Origin of the sequence: uncultured Nitrosomonas sp. (assembly GCF_902826915.1) — a bacterium.
GTDB lineage: Bacteria > Pseudomonadota > Gammaproteobacteria > Burkholderiales > Nitrosomonadaceae > Nitrosomonas.
Window position 1 is genome coordinate 1 of record NZ_CADEGP010000001.1, and the last position, 16,503, is coordinate 16,503.

General features: G+C 48.4%; 11 protein-coding genes. 10 read left to right on the forward strand and 1 reads right to left on the reverse strand.

The window, feature by feature from the left end:
* Positions 1 to 319: 319 nt before the first annotated feature.
* The 4 genes from QZV86_RS00005 (at position 320) to fumC (ending at position 7,261) form a co-directional block, all read left to right on the forward strand.
* Entirely contained in the window at positions 320 to 3,184 is a 2,865-nt protein-coding gene (locus QZV86_RS00005) for a ribonucleoside-diphosphate reductase subunit alpha (protein WP_295623201.1), read from the forward strand.
* 30 nt (positions 3,185 to 3,214) lie between these two features.
* Complete coding sequence (locus tag QZV86_RS00010; protein WP_295623203.1) at positions 3,215 to 4,378, forward strand: ribonucleotide-diphosphate reductase subunit beta; 1,164 nt, start codon at positions 3,215 to 3,217, stop codon at positions 4,376 to 4,378.
* Between the two features lie 217 nt (positions 4,379 to 4,595).
* Positions 4,596 to 5,672 (forward strand): hypothetical protein, encoded by a 1,077-nt coding sequence (locus QZV86_RS00015; protein WP_295623205.1) that lies wholly within the window; start codon positions 4,596 to 4,598, stop codon positions 5,670 to 5,672.
* A gap of 203 nt (positions 5,673 to 5,875) precedes the next feature.
* The gene (gene fumC / locus QZV86_RS00020) at positions 5,876 to 7,261 is read left to right on the forward strand and encodes a class II fumarate hydratase (protein ID WP_295623207.1); all 1,386 of its coding nucleotides are present in this window, start codon (positions 5,876 to 5,878) and stop codon (positions 7,259 to 7,261) included.
* A gap of 40 nt (positions 7,262 to 7,301) precedes the next feature.
* Here fumC and QZV86_RS00025 read toward each other — a convergent pair whose 3' ends face one another.
* Positions 7,302 to 7,445, reverse strand: coding sequence for a hypothetical protein (locus tag QZV86_RS00025; RefSeq protein ID WP_295623313.1), 144 nt, complete (start codon positions 7,443 to 7,445; stop codon positions 7,302 to 7,304).
* On the opposite strand from QZV86_RS00025, the gene QZV86_RS00030 reads away from it, so the two are divergent.
* The 6 genes from QZV86_RS00030 to QZV86_RS00055 all read left to right on the forward strand — a co-directional run bounded on the left by QZV86_RS00030 (position 7,404) and on the right by QZV86_RS00055 (position 16,384).
* Positions 7,404 to 8,597, forward strand: a complete 1,194-nt coding sequence (locus QZV86_RS00030) for an MFS transporter (protein ID WP_295623311.1) — start codon at positions 7,404 to 7,406, stop codon at positions 8,595 to 8,597. The genes QZV86_RS00025 and QZV86_RS00030 overlap by 42 nt on opposite strands.
* Positions 8,598 to 9,192: 595 nt before the next feature.
* Positions 9,193 to 11,070, forward strand: a complete 1,878-nt coding sequence (locus QZV86_RS00035; RefSeq protein ID WP_295623209.1) for an SLC13 family permease — start codon at positions 9,193 to 9,195, stop codon at positions 11,068 to 11,070.
* A 36-nt stretch (positions 11,071 to 11,106) separates the two neighbouring features.
* On the forward strand, positions 11,107 to 13,452 hold the full coding sequence (locus tag QZV86_RS00040) for an SLC13 family permease (RefSeq protein WP_295623211.1): 2,346 nt from the start codon (positions 11,107 to 11,109) through the stop codon (positions 13,450 to 13,452).
* A gap of 305 nt (positions 13,453 to 13,757) precedes the next feature.
* Positions 13,758 to 14,621 (forward strand): hypothetical protein, encoded by an 864-nt coding sequence (locus QZV86_RS00045; RefSeq protein WP_295623212.1) that lies wholly within the window; start codon positions 13,758 to 13,760, stop codon positions 14,619 to 14,621.
* A 213-nt stretch (positions 14,622 to 14,834) separates the two neighbouring features.
* Entirely contained in the window at positions 14,835 to 15,494 is a 660-nt protein-coding gene (locus QZV86_RS00050) for a GNAT family N-acetyltransferase (protein WP_295623214.1), read from the forward strand.
* Complete coding sequence (locus tag QZV86_RS00055) at positions 15,491 to 16,384, forward strand: carbon-nitrogen hydrolase family protein (protein ID WP_295623216.1); 894 nt, start codon at positions 15,491 to 15,493, stop codon at positions 16,382 to 16,384. The genes QZV86_RS00050 and QZV86_RS00055 overlap by 4 nt, the downstream gene beginning before the upstream one ends.
* The last annotated feature ends 119 nt before the right edge of the window (positions 16,385 to 16,503 follow it).

Sequence of the window (16,503 nt, forward strand, 5' to 3'; positions counted from 1 at the left end):
CAGGCTACACCGCTTTCTCCTCACTTGTCATACACCAGAAATAATCATAGCTCGTATGTCGTGTCTGTTGTGTATAAAACAACTTTCTCCAACTCCCTGATCGGATTCAATCTTAAATAAAAATTGCCACAAATTATTTTTTATTCTGACAAATAATAAAAAAATTTGCAGCAATAAAATAATTTGTGGTGTACTATCGGTGCTGTGGTAATTGTCTTTAACCACTATATGTAGTGGTTTTATGAGAATCATACTATTTCATTGAATACATGGAAATTTGTATTTTCTTTGATGAATATTCAGTCAGGAGGAATCATCAATGCAACTTGCGACAGAACATACCAACCTCAAGCCTGTATCCGGAACTTCAAGTTTTAACGATACGCCGACACAAAATTCCCGCTTTTCCCAACATAGAGTTATTCGCCGTAATGGTGCCGTGGTCACGTTTGAGCCCGGTAAGATCTCGGTGGCTTTGACGAAAGCTTTTATCGCAGTCGATGGCGGTCAGGGTGCTGCATCGGTCAGGGTGCGCGAAGTAGTGGTCAGCCTAACTCAGGATGTGGTGAATGCCTTACTGCGCCGGCAGCCCGATAGCGGTACTTTTCATATTGAAGATATCCAGGATCAAGTTGAATTGGCTTTAATGCGCTCCGGCGAACACGATGTGGCGCGCGCTTATGTGCTGTATCGCGAAGAACGTGCGCGGGAAAGAGCTAAGCTGAAGCAAAAATCAACCGCAGAGACCGCGGCTGAAGTGTTGTATGTGATGGATAACGGGCAAAGAATGCCACTGGACGTGGCTAAATTGTCTGCATTGATTGAGTCTTCCTGCGCAGGATTGGGAAATACCGTTGATCCTTCATTGATTCTGAAAGCCACATTAAAGGATTTGTACGACGGCGTGCCTATTGAAGAAGTCAGAAAATCCGTGATTTTGTCGGCGCGCGTGTTGTTCGAGAAAGACCCGGCTTACAGTTATGTCACGGCACGTCTGTTGTTGAATAATATATGTCATGAAGTGCTTGGCGCAGAGGTTTCGCAGCAGATGATGGCGTCGCAATATAAAGAGTATTTCCCGGCTTTCATCAAGCGCGGTATTGAAGCCGACCTGCTGGATCAGCGCCTGGCGCAATTTGATTTGGCGCGTTTGAGCGAAGCGCTGGATGCGGATCGCGACCTGCAGTTTGATTATCTGGGATTGCAAACTTTGTATGACCGCTATTTTCTGCATATCAAAGAACAACGCATCGAATTGCCGCAAGCGTTTTTTATGCGCGTGGCGATGGGGTTGGCGTTGAATGAAATTGACCGGGAAGCGCGTGCGATTGAATTCTATCATGTGCTGTCGAGTTTTGACTTCATGAGCTCGACACCGACATTGTTTAATTCCGGCACCTGCCGCTCGCAATTATCATCCTGCTACCTGACCACAGTGCCGGATGATCTGGATGGCATTTATGAATCCATCAAGGAAAATGCGTTACTGGCCAAGTATGCGGGTGGATTGGGCAATGACTGGACAGCGGTGCGCGCCATGGGCGCACGGATCAAAGGCACCAATGGTAAATCGCAGGGCGTGGTGCCTTTCCTGAAAGTGGTGTCAGATACCGCTGTCGCGGTTAATCAAGGCGGCAAGCGCAAAGGCGCGGTTTGCGCCTATCTGGAATGCTGGCATCTGGATATCGAGGAATTTCTCGAGCTGCGTAAAAATACCGGTGACGATCGTCGTCGCACGCACGACATGAATACCGCCACCTGGATTCCCGATTTGTTTATGAAACGTGTCATCGAAGGCGGTGACTGGACCTTATTCTCACCTTCGGATGTTCCGGATTTACATGAAAAATTTGGCCGGCAATTTGAACAAGCGTATTTAGATTACGAAACCAAGATTGAGCGGGGCGAACTGGAGTTGTTCAAAAAAATTCCGGCGGTGCAATTGTGGCGCAAAATGCTGAGCATGTTGTTTGAAACCGGACACCCGTGGATTACCTTTAAGGATCCTTGCAATATCCGTTCACCGCAGAACCATGTCGGCGTGGTGCACAGCTCTAATTTGTGCACGGAAATCACGCTGAATACCAACGATAAGGAGATTGCCGTTTGCAATCTGGGTTCGGTCAATTTGGTCGCGCATTTGAAGGATGGCGCGCTGGATATGGACAAACTGAAACGCACCGTTCATGTCGCCATGCGCATGCTGGATAATGTCATCGACATCAATTTCTACGCCGTCGCCAAAGCGCGCAATGCTAACTTGAAGCATCGCCCGGTTGGATTGGGCATCATGGGATTCCAGGATTGCCTGCATCAACTAGGTATTCCCTATAGTTCGCAAGAGGCGGTGGAATTTGCCGACCGTTCCATGGAAGCGGTGGCTTATCAGGCTTACTGGGCTTCGACTGAATTAGCGCAGGAACGCGGTTGTTACAGCAGTTATCAAGGCAGCTTGTGGGATCGCGGCATTCTCCCGCACGATACGCTGACAGTCTTGCAACAGGAACGCGGCGGCTATGTCGAAGCGGATCTTTCGGCGACGCTGGATTGGGATGCATTGCGGCAGCGCATCAAACTGCATGGCATGCGCAATTCCAACTGCCTGGCGATCGCACCCACTGCGACGATATCTAACATTGTGGGCGTTTCTGCGAGTATCGAGCCGACTTATCAGAATCTGTACGTTAAGTCGAATCTATCCGGCGAATTCACGATTGCCAATCGATCACTGGTTAACGATCTGAAGAAGCTCAATCTATGGGATGAAGTCATGCTCTCCGACTTGAAATATTTTGACGGCGCGATCAGTAAAATCGACCGTATTCCAGAAAATATTCGCACCCTGTACGCGACCGCATTTGAGATGGATCCGCTGTGGCTGATTGAAGCGGGCGCGCGGCGGCAGAAATGGATCGACCAGTCGCAATCGCTGAATATTTATATGGGAGGCGTGTCCGGCAAGAAATTGGATGAAACCTATAAATTGGCATGGCTGCGCGGTCTGAAAACTACCTATTATTTGCGCTCGATGGGTGCCACCGCAGCGGAGAAATCGACCGTGCGTGCAGGTTCGCTGAATGCCGTGCCTGCCGATGGCGGGGTGGTTAAGGCGGCGGTGGAAGTATCCACGGTTGAAATTAAATATTGCGCGATCGATGACGAAAGCTGCGAATCGTGTCAATAATCTAAAAAGATCAAGAGAAAGGAGTCAATTATGCTGACATTTGAAGACGAATCAACCAAAGCTGAAATGCCATCAATTCCAGGTTTGGATGGACCACTACAAGGACTGTTTAAGGATTCTCACACTGTGGCAGCCAGTGATGCCACGGATGAGCAAGCCATTGCCGGCAGCGCCAATCGCCGCATTGCGGTGGAAGATAAGCAAATCATTAATTGCAATGCGGACGTGAATCAATTGGTGCCGTTCAAATATAAATGGGCCTGGGATAAATATCTCGGCGCCTGTGCCAATCATTGGATGCCGCAAGAAATCAGCATGAGCCGGGATATTGCGTTGTGGCGAGATCCCAACGGCCTGACCGAAGATGAGCGCCGCCTGGTCAAGCGTAACCTGGGTTTTTTTGTTACGGCCGATTCACTGGCGGCCAACAATATCGTATTGGGAACATACCGTCACATTACCAATCCCGAATGCCGCCAATATCTGCTGCGCCAGGCGTTTGAAGAAGCCATCCACACCCATGCGTATCAATATATCGTTGAGTCATTGGGCCTGGATGAAGGTGAAATCTTTAACGCCTATCATGAAGTATCTTCGATTCGCGACAAAGACGAATTTCTGATTCCATTTATTGATACGCTGACTAATCCACACTTCAAGACCGGCACCTTGGAAACGGATCAGCAGTTGCTCAGAAGCCTGATCGTGTTTGCCTGCATTATGGAAGGCTTGTTTTTTTATGTGGGCTTCACGCAGATTCTGGCGCTGGGGCGGCAAAATAAAATGACCGGATCGGCCGAGCAATATCAGTATATTTTGCGCGATGAATCGATGCATTGCAATTTCGGTATCGACGTGATCAACCAAATCAAAATGGAAAATCCACACCTATGGACCAAAGCATTCCGCGAAGAGATTGCCGGGCTGATGCAAAAAGCCGTGGCGTTGGAATACCGTTATGCGGAAGACACGATGCCGCGTGGCGTATTGGGAATGAACGCGCCGATGTTCAAGGAGTATTTACGCTATATCGCCAATCGCCGTTGCCAGCAAATTGGTTTGGATACGCTGTATCCCAATGCCAATAACCCGTTCCCGTGGATGTCTGAAATGATGGATCTCAAAAAAGAAAAGAATTTCTTTGAAACGCGCGTGACCGAGTATCAAACGGGTGGTGCGTTGAGTTGGGATTGATGGTTGCAGCAGCCGGTGCAATCAATTTATGCGAAATTTTTTGATGTATATATTACGTTAGCCCTTTCATATGCACATCCCAAGCGCTCGCGTATACAAGGAGATGCGATCTGAGGTCGCAAGCATCTGGTTTGTTCCGACCGTTGGGAATGGGGATGTCGCACTGCTCCTAAAAAGTACTAACGCGAGCCTAAAAGCACTGGTCGCAGGCTGCCCCATGTCCTTAATTTTTGGCACCCAGAACAACTTCTTGTGCGCTGGAGCCAGAATTCATGACATTCCAAATCATCCCCTGTTTGTTTGCGGCGTAGAACTTCACGAAGAAGATGTTCCGGCATTGAACAGAATACTCGACCTCCGCAACGTTCCAATATTTTTGTTTAACGAATTGGACGTGAACGTGGCTTGGAGCAATGTCATGTTGGCTGAAGCGGATGCGCAAAAAATAAGAGAATTTCTATCAAGCTCAAACTTCTACATTGGACCCTTCAATAAAGCTGCATCATATGCGCTGGACTGTTTTTGCTACAGCACCGATAGAACTCAGGGGGCAAATGGCGTCGCACTTATCGACTTTACAGAAGTACCTGTCACATTTGAGAAATGGCACGCGAACCACATCTCGTTTATTGGCGTGAATGATAAACAAACGGTAAAGATCAACGACCCAAATGAAGGCGTTGTTCTTGAGCGTGCCACTTGGGCCTCTTTGGAGTCTGTGTTCCCTTTGACCCTTCACATGTCGCCGCAAATAAAGGTCGGCGAAAAAGATAGAGAACTAACGGATGTATTAGCTTTTCATGAGTACGGCTCATTTTTAATAGAAGCAAAAGACCTATCAATTCTTCAATCTAGCATTTTCAGAGAGCAAACAAGGCGAACAAAAGGCGTACAAAAGCAGACCAAAAAAGCCATTACGCAACTTGTCGGCGCCGCCAAGGCAGCAAAGAGAGGCGATTCAATAACGGATAAAGACGGAAAATCATTATCAATCAATCTGGAGCAACCGTTTCACTGCATTGTTTTATTGTCCGAACTAATGTACGACGGCGATTGGCAAGAAGTCGAACAGCAACTCATGCAAGCGATGGTTGATACAGGCGATTTTTTTCATGTTCTGGATTTGCAAGAATTAATCACTATCCTGAAATGCAGCGGAGGTGACCCAAAGCTATTTGACTACAACCTAATTGATCGATGTACGCGCTTCGCTCAGTCGGGAACAGTCCTTATGCGTAGTCGTTTTGCTCCTCCTCAAGAAAATGATGACACCGGCAGCATTCCACCATCTTGACTCAGGGGCAAATTGGCGTTTCAACGCGGACACCAACATGGGTCATCGCTTCGCGATTCTAATGGTCGATGTTGGTGCCCTCCGCGCTTTGTGCTCCGGCACCGATTAACTTGGGCGTTATATATATGCAATGAATGAAATGTCAAATGGGAATCCTAGTAAACTAATACTCAAATTTATCCAAATTGACGAGGTAAGTACTCATGCAAACCCGTGAAGAACGCGATACGATGGGCGTGGTGCAGGTGCCTGCTGCGGCTTTGTGGGGAGCGCAAACGCAACGCTCATTGCAGAATTTCAAGATTTCCAATGAGCGCATGCCGGTGGAGCTGATTCATGCACTGACTAGGGTCAAGCGCGCCGCCGCCAAGGTCAACCATGATCTTGGGTTGCTTAGCGCTGCCAGTGCCGCGGCGATCATCGAGGCTGCCGACGAAGTCTCTGCCGGTCATTTTGACGATCAGTTTCCGCTGGTGGTATGGCAAACCGGTTCCGGTACGCAGACCAACATGAATGTCAACGAAGTACTGGCGAACCGGGCTTCGGAAATTCTCGGCGGCGAGCGCGGTGCCAACCGGATCGTGCATCCGAATGACGATGTCAATAAAGGGCAGTCGTCCAACGATGTGTTCCCGACTGCGATGCACGTCGCCGCGGTGCAGGAAATGCAGCAGCGGCTGATTCCCGCCATGCAGCAATTGCGCGGCACGTTGGCGGCTAAGTCCGAAGCATTCGGCAGCATTGTCAAAATAGGCCGCACGCATTTACAGGACGCCACGCCGTTGACGCTGGGGCAGGAGTTTTCCGGTTACGTGGCGCAATTGGATCATGGTCTACGTCATGTCGAAGCCGCGATGGCGCATGTGTGCGAGCTGGCCTTGGGCGGCACGGCGGTCGGTACTGGTTTGAATGCGCATCCGGAGTTTGCGGTGCGCGTGGTGGCGGAATTGTCGCGTTTGACCGACTTGCCGTTTGTGACCGCACCGAACAAATTCGAGGCCTTGGCCAGCAACGATGCCTTGGTGCATGCTCATGGCGCATTAAAGACGCTGGCCGCGTCATTGATGAAAATCGCCAATGATATCCGCTGGCTGGCTTCTGGGCCACGCTGTGGCATCGGCGAATTGCGCATTCCTGAAAACGAACCGGGCAGTTCCATCATGCCGGGAAAAGTCAACCCGACGCAATCGGAAGCCATGACCATGGTGTGTTGCCAGGTGATGGGGAATGATGTCGCAGTCAACATGGGCGGTGCGTTGGGAAATTTTGAGTTGAATGTGATGAAACCGCTGATCATCCATAATTTCCTGCAAAGTGTGCGCTTGCTGGCGGATGCCATGGTCAGTTTCAACGATCATTGCGCGGCGGGTATCGAAGCCAATCGGGAACGCATCGATATGCTGATGCATAACTCGTTGATGTTGGTGACCGCGCTGAATCCGCATATCGGCTACGACAAGGCCGCTGAAATTGCTAAAAAAGCACATCGTGAAGGCACTACCCTGAAGGCTGCGGCGATTGCGACTGGCTATGTGACGGCGGAACAGTTCGATGCCTGGGTGGTGCCGGAAACCATGACCGGAAAATAAACACGCTGCATTTATCGACTCATCTGCTTTTGCTATGGCATTAACCCCCCATCATTTCGATCCGGCCACGCGGCGTGAGCGTTTTGCCTGGTGCATGTACGATTTCGCCAACTCCGGCTATACCACGGTTATTCTGACCGCTATTTTCAATGCCTATTTTGTCGGCGTGATCGCTGCCGAGCATGGCAGTGGCGACGCGACGCTGCTGTGGTCACTCACCATGGCGGCCGCCAACGTACTGGTATTGCTGAGCGCGCCAATTGTAGGGGCGATCGCGGATTGTTCCGGCGCCAAGAAACGATTCCTGACGGTAACCACGATCGGTTGCGTGGTGTTTACTGCGCTTTTGTATTTTGCTGGCCCCGGCGATATCGCTTTAGCCGTGATACTAGTGATCCTGGCGACGTTCATGTTTGCCAGTGGCGAAAATCTGATCGCGGCATTTTTGCCGGAAATCAGTACGCCGCAAACGATGGGACGGCTTTCCGGCTATGGCTGGGCGCTGGGCTATTTCGGTGGTTTGCTGACGCTGGCGCTGTGTTTGGCCTATGTCACGTATGCGGAAAAGCAAGGACTGGAAGCCGCACACTATGTTCCGGTCACCAACTTAATTGTCGCACTATTATTTGGCATTGCGGCATTGCCCACTTTGCTTTGGTTGCGCGAGCGGGTGGACGTATCCGAATCTGTTGATAGCAGGCACATCATTCGCGCAGGATTTAGTCGTTTAGGCGACACCTTGCGTCAGGCCCGGCTACATATCGATTTATTCCGTTTTTTGTTGTCATTGACGGTTTATTATGCCGGCATCTACATCGTGATCGTGCTGGCGGCGGTGTATGCGCAAGAAGTGATGGGATTCAAGACGCAAGACACCATCGTGCTGATTATGGTGGTTAATGTCACGGCTGCCATCGGTGCTTTTTTGTTCGGTCACCTGCAAGATCGCATCGGCTCAAGCCGCTGCATTGCCATCACATTGCTGATCTGGATTGCAGCGATTGTCTGCGCTTATCTTGCCACCGATGAATGGTTATTCTGGGTCGCGGCCAATTTGATCGGTACCGCACTCGGTGGAGCGCAATCGGCAGGACGGGCCTTAGTGGGTCAATTCACACCAATTGGACGGCAAGGGGAGTTTTTCGGGCTGTGGGGCTTGGCCACGAAACTATCAGCGATCATCGGTCCGCTGACGTATGGCGGCATGGTCTACCTATTTGCGGGCGATCAACGCATCGCGTTACTCAGTACCTTGGTGTTCTTTGTTGTGGGTTTATTGCTACTGGCAACGGTGGATGAGTCAAGAGGGCGTAAATTAGCAGGAATAAGATATTAACTAACAGGCTGTTGAAAAACTATCTGCATTGCCGGAAAGTTTACCTGCTGTTAACTAAGAATTGACCAGCTCTGCTAATTCACAGTTTGGATGAAATCAAATGCAACAGAGCCAATTAAATCATTACAGAGTCAAGCTGCTTCACTTTATGCTGCGGCAATTTGTCGCATTGAAAAAGGATGTAGTCTGGTAAAACCAGAAACCTTTGGCTTGAGGTATGCTGATGATCAAGGAGTCCAAACCCAACACTAGCCCGCTAACGCAAAGGCGATTAAACATAACAGGGTATTAAACTTTCAACTGACTGAATTCCAACATTCAAATGAACGTGCATAAGTCTTTTTGCGGACAAAACCGCTGTCCGTTCCGGTTTCTGTCATCAGGTGTAAATTACGCTTGTGATAAATGGTTTCTTGAAGCAGAATCATTTCCAGTCTCGAGTAGAACTTATTACTGAATATCAATCAAAGTATTGTCAATGCGTCATCATGGACGATGCGAGAATCTCAATATTGAGAATTTATTCTGTCTATTAACTGCCTGTTTGTAATAAGCAAGCAGATTCTCGACTAAACAATTTATTGAAAGAAACAAAATGACCACTAATCAAACCATAATTCTTATTATTCTAGTGTTCACAATGGCGATGTTCTTATGGGGGCGTTGGCGTCACGATATGGTTGCAGTGGCCTCGTTGCTTGCTTGTGTGCTTACCGGATTGATTGCGGCGGCTGATGCTTTTGCTGGTTTCGGCCACCCAGCGGTGATCAGTGTGGCTTGTATTCTGATACTGAGCCGGAGTTTGCAAACCTCGGGGGCGGTCAATGTGCTAGTCCGCCATACTTTGCCGAAAAATGCTGGTCCGACGTTGAATTTGGTGGCTCTGGTTGGATTGGGCGCAGCACTTTCCGGCTTCATGAATAATGTTGGAGCAATGGCGCTTTTGATGCCGGTGGCGATTCAGTTGGCTGAGCGTCTTGAACTGCCTCCCGGACGAATATTAATGCCATTGGCTTTTGGTACCATTCTCGGCGGCATGACGACTATGATTGGAACACCACCCAACTTGATTGTTTCAGGCTTTCGTGCCCAGAGTGGCGCTGGCAGCTTTGGTATGTTTGATTTTACGCCTGTTGGTTTGGCTGTTGCCTTGAGTGGAGTAGTTTTTATAGCAGTTGTCGGCTGGCGACTGGTTCCCATGCGTAAACAAACTGGCATGGAAGGTTTTGAGACAGGTGCTTACATCACTGAAGTGCGTGTGTCGACCGATAGTAAAGCTGCCGGGATGGTCATGCACGAGCTTGAAACTATACTTGATGGACATGCCGCACAAGTCGTAGGTTTAGTGCGAAATGAAGCACATTTCACTGCGCTTCGAGCTGGGTTCAAGATATTGACTAATGATATCCTGATAATTGAAGCTGAAGCTGAGGTTCTGGCGCACATTCTATCGGATCTTGGGCTAAGTCTGGAGGAAGCGGATACTCAACACAACGATAGTGAAAAGGATCAAAGTGAGGCGGATCATACTCCGCGGCATGATGACATTAAAGTGAGTGACAAAAAGGCTGATGCTTTAGAATCAGATGAAGCAGAAGAAGAATCTTCGCAAAGTGATGAGATCATTTTGATGGAGTTTGTGGTTCGCCCGGAATCAACGATCTCAGGTCGATCGGCTGCGGACATGCGGCTACGCACCCGCTATGGGCTCAATCTACTGGCAGTATCACGCGAAGGTTCACGTGCTAAGACGCGGTTGAGAACGCTGAAAATTCAACCTGGCGACTTGTTGTTGCTTCAGGGTACCGCAGAAGTATTAGCTGAGTTTGCAGCTGATTTCGGTTGTGTGCCATTAGCCAGTCGCGAGCTACATATTCCGGATAAGCGCAAAGCACTAATTGCCGGCGGTATCATGGCTGCCGCAGTCGGTGGCGCAGCTTTTGGTTTGTTGCCGGCAGCCATTTCATTTGCTCTCGGCGTGTTGGGCGTAATGGTTTTTCACATCATCGCGCCCCGAGCGGTTTATGACGCAATTGATTGGCCGGTAATCGTCTTGCTCGGAGCACTTATTCCCGTGGCCGGCGTATTAGAATCTACCGGAATGGCAGATCTGGTGGCACGATTCATGATCGACAATATTGTGCAAGGTCATGCCATTATGGGACTTGCACTCATTCTGATTATTACCATGTTTCTATCCGATTTAATGAATAATGCAGCCACTGCAGCCGTGATGTGTCCAATCGCTATTGGTACCGCGACTGCGCTTGGAGTGAATGCCGACTCTTTTCTAATGGCGGTGGCGATCGGTGCTTCTTGTGCTTTCCTGACACCAATTGGGCATCAGAATAATACCCTCATACTGGGCCCTGGTGGTTTTCGCTTTGGTGACTACTGGCAACTTGGATTGCCGCTCGAGATATTAGTAATCGTTGTCAGTATTCCGCTGCTATTGATCTTTTGGCCACTCTAACTGACAACGTTAAATAAAACCGGAGGCTGAGCGAGAATGACTTTTGAGATCGTGTTGGTACTTGGGATTCTCTTTTCGTGCCTCATTCTTTTTGTCACTGAATGGGTGCGCATGGATGTGGTGGCGCTGATGGTGTTGTCAAGCTTGGCGATTTTTGGACTGGTATCGCCAGCGGAGGCAGTTAGCGGCTTTAGTAATCCGGCGGTGATCACGGTATGGGCGATGTACATTATGAGCGAAGGACTCACTCGTGCCGGTATTGCCGATCAAATCGGCGGTCTGGTGATGCGCGTAAGCGGACGAAGCGAAGTACGTATCATTACAATTTTTATGATCGCAGCAGGCGTACTATCAGCTTTTATGAATAATATTGCTGTTGCGGTATTAATGCTGCCGGTGGTAATCGAGGTGGCTCGACGTTCCGCAATTGCACCGTCTCGAGTGCTGATGCCGTTGGCTTACGGCACATTGCTCGGTGGGCTCATGACGCTCATCGGAACTCCTCCGAATTTGCTCGTGAGTAGTGCATTGCGCGAGGCTGGAGAAGTAGAATTTGGTTTCTTCGATTTTGCCTATATCGGGGTGCCAATCTTGTTGATTGGTACCGCTTTTGTCGCACTATTGGGTCGTCACTTGCTACCGACAACTGATACCACGAAGTTAATTGAAAAGAAACGAAACTTACAGGCTGAATACGGATTGCAGGAGCGTAACTTTGTTTTGCAGGTTCCCACCGATGCTCTGCTGATTGGCAAGACGATCGCTGACTCCGGTATGACCTGGGCTGCAGGTTTGGTGATCATTGCACTAACTCGCGCAGGCCGGACAGAAGTGCTGCCCAGGGCAAATACTGTGTTGCAAGCGGGTGATATTTTGCTTACCCAAGGTCGTTTTGATCACTTCGAGCGATTACGCAGTTGGAGTACGCTCAAGATTGAGCGCGAGGCACCAATCCTGCATGAGAGATTGTTGGTCGACAACAAGCTTGCCGAATTGACGGTGGCCGACAATGCTTCCCTGATTGGTAATCCGCTGCGCCACCGCGCATTTCGCGAGCGTTTTGGAGTCAATATATTGGCAATTCGACGTGAAGGATTATTGCGTCGTACACGGCTAGCGGAGATGGTGATCGCTACAGACGATCGTTTATTGGTGCAGGGTACGCCACAGGCGCTGGCAGCATTACATGATGTAGCGGAATTTTCCACTGTGGGGCCGGTTACGCCCGAGGAAATGCGGGAAAGCTATCAGCTCGACGCACGCTTGTTCGTATTGCATGTGCCGAACGATACGCCATTGTCTGGCTCTACATTGGCCGAGAATCAGTTAGGGGATGCTTTTGATTTTCGTTTGCTCGGCATTTTTCGAGAGGGTGAGGTGTTGGAGTCGCCGGTCTCAGAAGAGATTATTCAAGCGGGAGATTTATTACTGATCCAGGGGCGGGAAAGTGATTTGGATATGTTGCGCGGTTTGCAGCAACTGGAGCGGCTGGACGATGTATCTCCTTATCTGGATGTATTCAAGCAAGGTGAGCTCGATTTAGTCGAAGCAACGTTATATCCACATAGTAAATTTGTCGGCCGCCGCGTGGAAGATCTGCAGTTCGATGAACATTATCAGGTGGAATTGGTTGCCATTTGGCGTGCAGGAAAACCGCACCGATCAAGCCTGCGTGCAATGACACTGCAATCGGGTGATGGGCTGCTCTTTGTAGGGCCGAAGGTACGTTTGGCCGGACTTAATGACATTGAAGATTTATTGATTCTTAATCCGATACAAGTCAAACCAATCAACACACATAAGGCACCGCTTGCCGGTGCGCTGATGTTGCTAGTCGTTGCTGCGGTAATTATGGAATTACTGCCCATTTCGATTGCAGCTATTGCGGGAGCCACCTTGATGGTGCTGAGCGGCTGTCTCAGCATGGAACAGGCACACCGCGCAATTGAGTGGCGATCAATCTTTCTGATCGCTGGTATGCTGCCACTTGGCATTGCAATGCAACATACCGGCGCAGCCACTTTGCTAGCTCAAAACATGCTCGATCTACTAGGTCCTGGCGGGGCGTGGGTCGTTATCGCTGGGCTCTATATTGTCACTACACTCGGCGCGCTAATCATGCCAACCGTAGCACTTGTACTCATCATGGCACCGATCGCTTTGACGCTCAGTTCAACGCTGGGTGTATCCGCGCAAACTGTTATGATGGTGGTTGCAATTGCCGCAACCAGTCTTGCTAGCCCGGTGTCACATCCAGCCAATACCCTGGTAATGGGGCCGGGTGGATATCGATTTATCGATTACTTGAAGCTTGGCATCCCGCTCACTATAGTTGTGTCTCTGGTTACGGTTTTTCTACTGCCAGTATTTTGGCCACTGTAGATTCAATAAAGATCCTCCAATAACAGTACTTGATAAAGCGCTGTTATTGGGATGAATAATTTATAATACGACCTGAAGAAATCGAACTCACAGTTTTAGAATGATCAGGTGCACAATAATGTAGTTATAGCAATATGCTCAAACCTAATAGGATCCTATATAAGTTATTTCATGATTATGGAATCGGGAGCAAGATAATTCTTGTTCTAGTCTTAAGTTGCACTTTTTCTGTGCAGGCCGCAAGTTCCCTGCATATACAGGATATCATCCAGCAACTTGGAATTTGGCAGCAAGACCTCGTAAATTTGGAACAAGGGAAAGTTGTTTCCTTTCAGATTACTGAGAATGACGAAAAAGAATTGGCTGCCGGTGTTGCTATCTATATTTCGTCAACACCAGCCAAGGTTATCGAATTTCTCAAGAATCGGGGCATGGCATCGGTGGATACTGAAATTATTTCTCAATCCATTATTTCTCCGCAAACAACGTTGAATACTTTCAATGAATTATATTTTAAGTTGGGTCGTAAAGAGGAAACGGATCTTCTGACGGCCAAACCGGGTAGCAAATTCAACCTGTCCACTCAGGAATTCAAGACTCTTCAAACCATAAACTCAGCACAGATTGATTTGATATCGCGGACTTACAAAGAGATTTTATTCGATCGATGGCAAATTTATCGTACTGAAGGTTTGAAGGGAATCGCGCTGTATGATCGCGGTGCTGGCAGGGTTTCTGACCCAGGTAAAGAACTGCGTGCTGCCATATTAAACAACAAAGTATTAGTCAATCATTTACCCGAACTGTATCAGACCTGGCTTAATTATCCTGCAGCCATGTCTACAGATGCTGAAGAACGATTTTTCTTGATTAATCGTCAAGTTGAGAATCGCCCAACGGCAGTTCTGCTGCATCGCATCATATTAGCTGAGGATGCCGGCGGGATAATTCTTTCCCGGCAGTTTTATGTCGGACACTCCTATAATTCAAACCAGTTAATTATTGGTTGTTTACCCTATCGTGGTGGCTCATTAATTTTTTATACTAATCGGACTTTTACTGATCAAGTTACCGGTTTTGGCGGTGGTTTAAAGCAGTCAATCGGACGTGAACAAATGCGTCGCAGAATGGACAGGCACTTAATAAATCTAAGAAATGCCTTAAGATGAAAGTATGAATGATTGGCAATTTAAGGCGTCAAAGAAATCGATTGCTAATCATTGTCGTTATTAGCATATAACTTTGGGGCTGCACAAAAATATTGCTTAAACTATGTCTGAGAAGGCTTTCTTTCATGCGTATAATTGGTCTTGATGCTGATTCTTCGTATATTTTCATTTAACACATTGTGCTAGAGTAATTATCAAGAGTTTTATTCGTAAATGAATTCTAAGGTCATCATTCGGAACACCGGTGTTTGCGATATCAAGCCACTTATAGATCTGCAGAAAAGAGTCTATCCAACCATCCCTTCCTGGCGTGAAGATTTGTTGAGACACCAACTCGAGGTGTTTCCACATGGGCAGCTGGTGGCAGAGATAAATGGTCAGTTGGTTGGCGCAGCTAGCTCGCTAGTAGTGTCGTGGAATGAGTGGGAAGTGCAACATACGTGGCAAGAGATCACTGCGCGCGGCAGTTTCGATACCCATAATCCGCATGGTTTGACGCTCTATGCTGCGGAGGTTTTTGTCAATCCACGACTGCAAGGTTCTGGGATCGGTCACGCTCTTTATCAAGGACGGCGGAGGCTGTGTCGGAAGTTTAACCTCAAACGTATCATTGCCTGCGGTCGCTTGCCAGGCTATCATCATTATGTTGATCAGACGCCGGTCGAGCTTTATGTGCAGAAAGTTATATGGGGCGATATTCATGATCCTGTGCTCAGCTTTCAATTACATGAAGGTTTTAATTACTGCGGTATAGTCAGCGGGTATATTCCAGAGGACCAAGAGAGTCTCGGTTATGCCGCGTTAATTGTCTGGCTCAATCCTCGCTACAACAGAAAAAAACCTACATTGATTTCTGAAGGAAATAGCTTATGAAAGTACGTATCGCTGCAGTGCAATATTTGTTAAGGTCTATCGATGGCTGGGGTGGTTTTGAAAACCAGGTTCGTTTCACTCTCAAAGCTGCTGCCGAATATAAACCCAATTTCGTCATGCTGCCGGAAATTTTTACCAGCCAATTGTTGTCCTTTCTCGATACCGATAATGATATCAAATCTGCCGTGCGCCGCATGCATGACTATACGCCGCGTTACCTGGATCTAATGACTGAGTTAGCGAAAAAATATAATTTTTATTTGATTGCTGGCACCCATCCCAATCTGCGGGATGGCTTGCTTTATAACACGGCGTTTATGTTCACACCTAACGGCGAGATGTTTACCCAGGACAAAATCCACCGTACTCGCTGGGAAAAAGACAAGTGGGATACTGCCGCTGGCAATAAATTGCATCTGTTTCAAACTGACTACGGCGCCATCGCCATCCTCATCTGCTACGACATTGAGTTTCCAGAGTTGGCTCGTCAGGTATGCGAAGCGGGTGCAGATATCCTGTTCGTACCTTCATCCACTGATGATCGACAAGGCTACCTGCGTGTGCGCTACTGCGCTCATGCGCGTGCGATCGAGAATCAAGTTTATGTGGCAGTGGCCAGCACTGTAGGCAACCTGCCGGTAGAAGGGCTGGGCCTGAATTATGGTCAGTCCAGCATCATGACTCCATCTGATTTTCCGTTCTCGCGTGACGGCATTGCGGCAGAAGGAGAAGTGAACTTGGAGCAGGTGGTTATCGCCGATGTCGATCTTGATACACTGGCGCAGAATCGCATCAACGGTACAACCATTCCTTTATATGACAAGCGGCGAGAAGTGTATCAAAACCCGGTGGAGATTGTGACCTCACTGTGCGACCCCAGGAAATCGTAATCTTTTCTTGGAAGGGGTTCGAAATATAAATCGCGGGATTTGGGTTTTTAGATTACCATTTATCTTAATGTGATCTGCATTAGGATTTATCTGACATTTGTCAGAGTTTCTTGGCAACG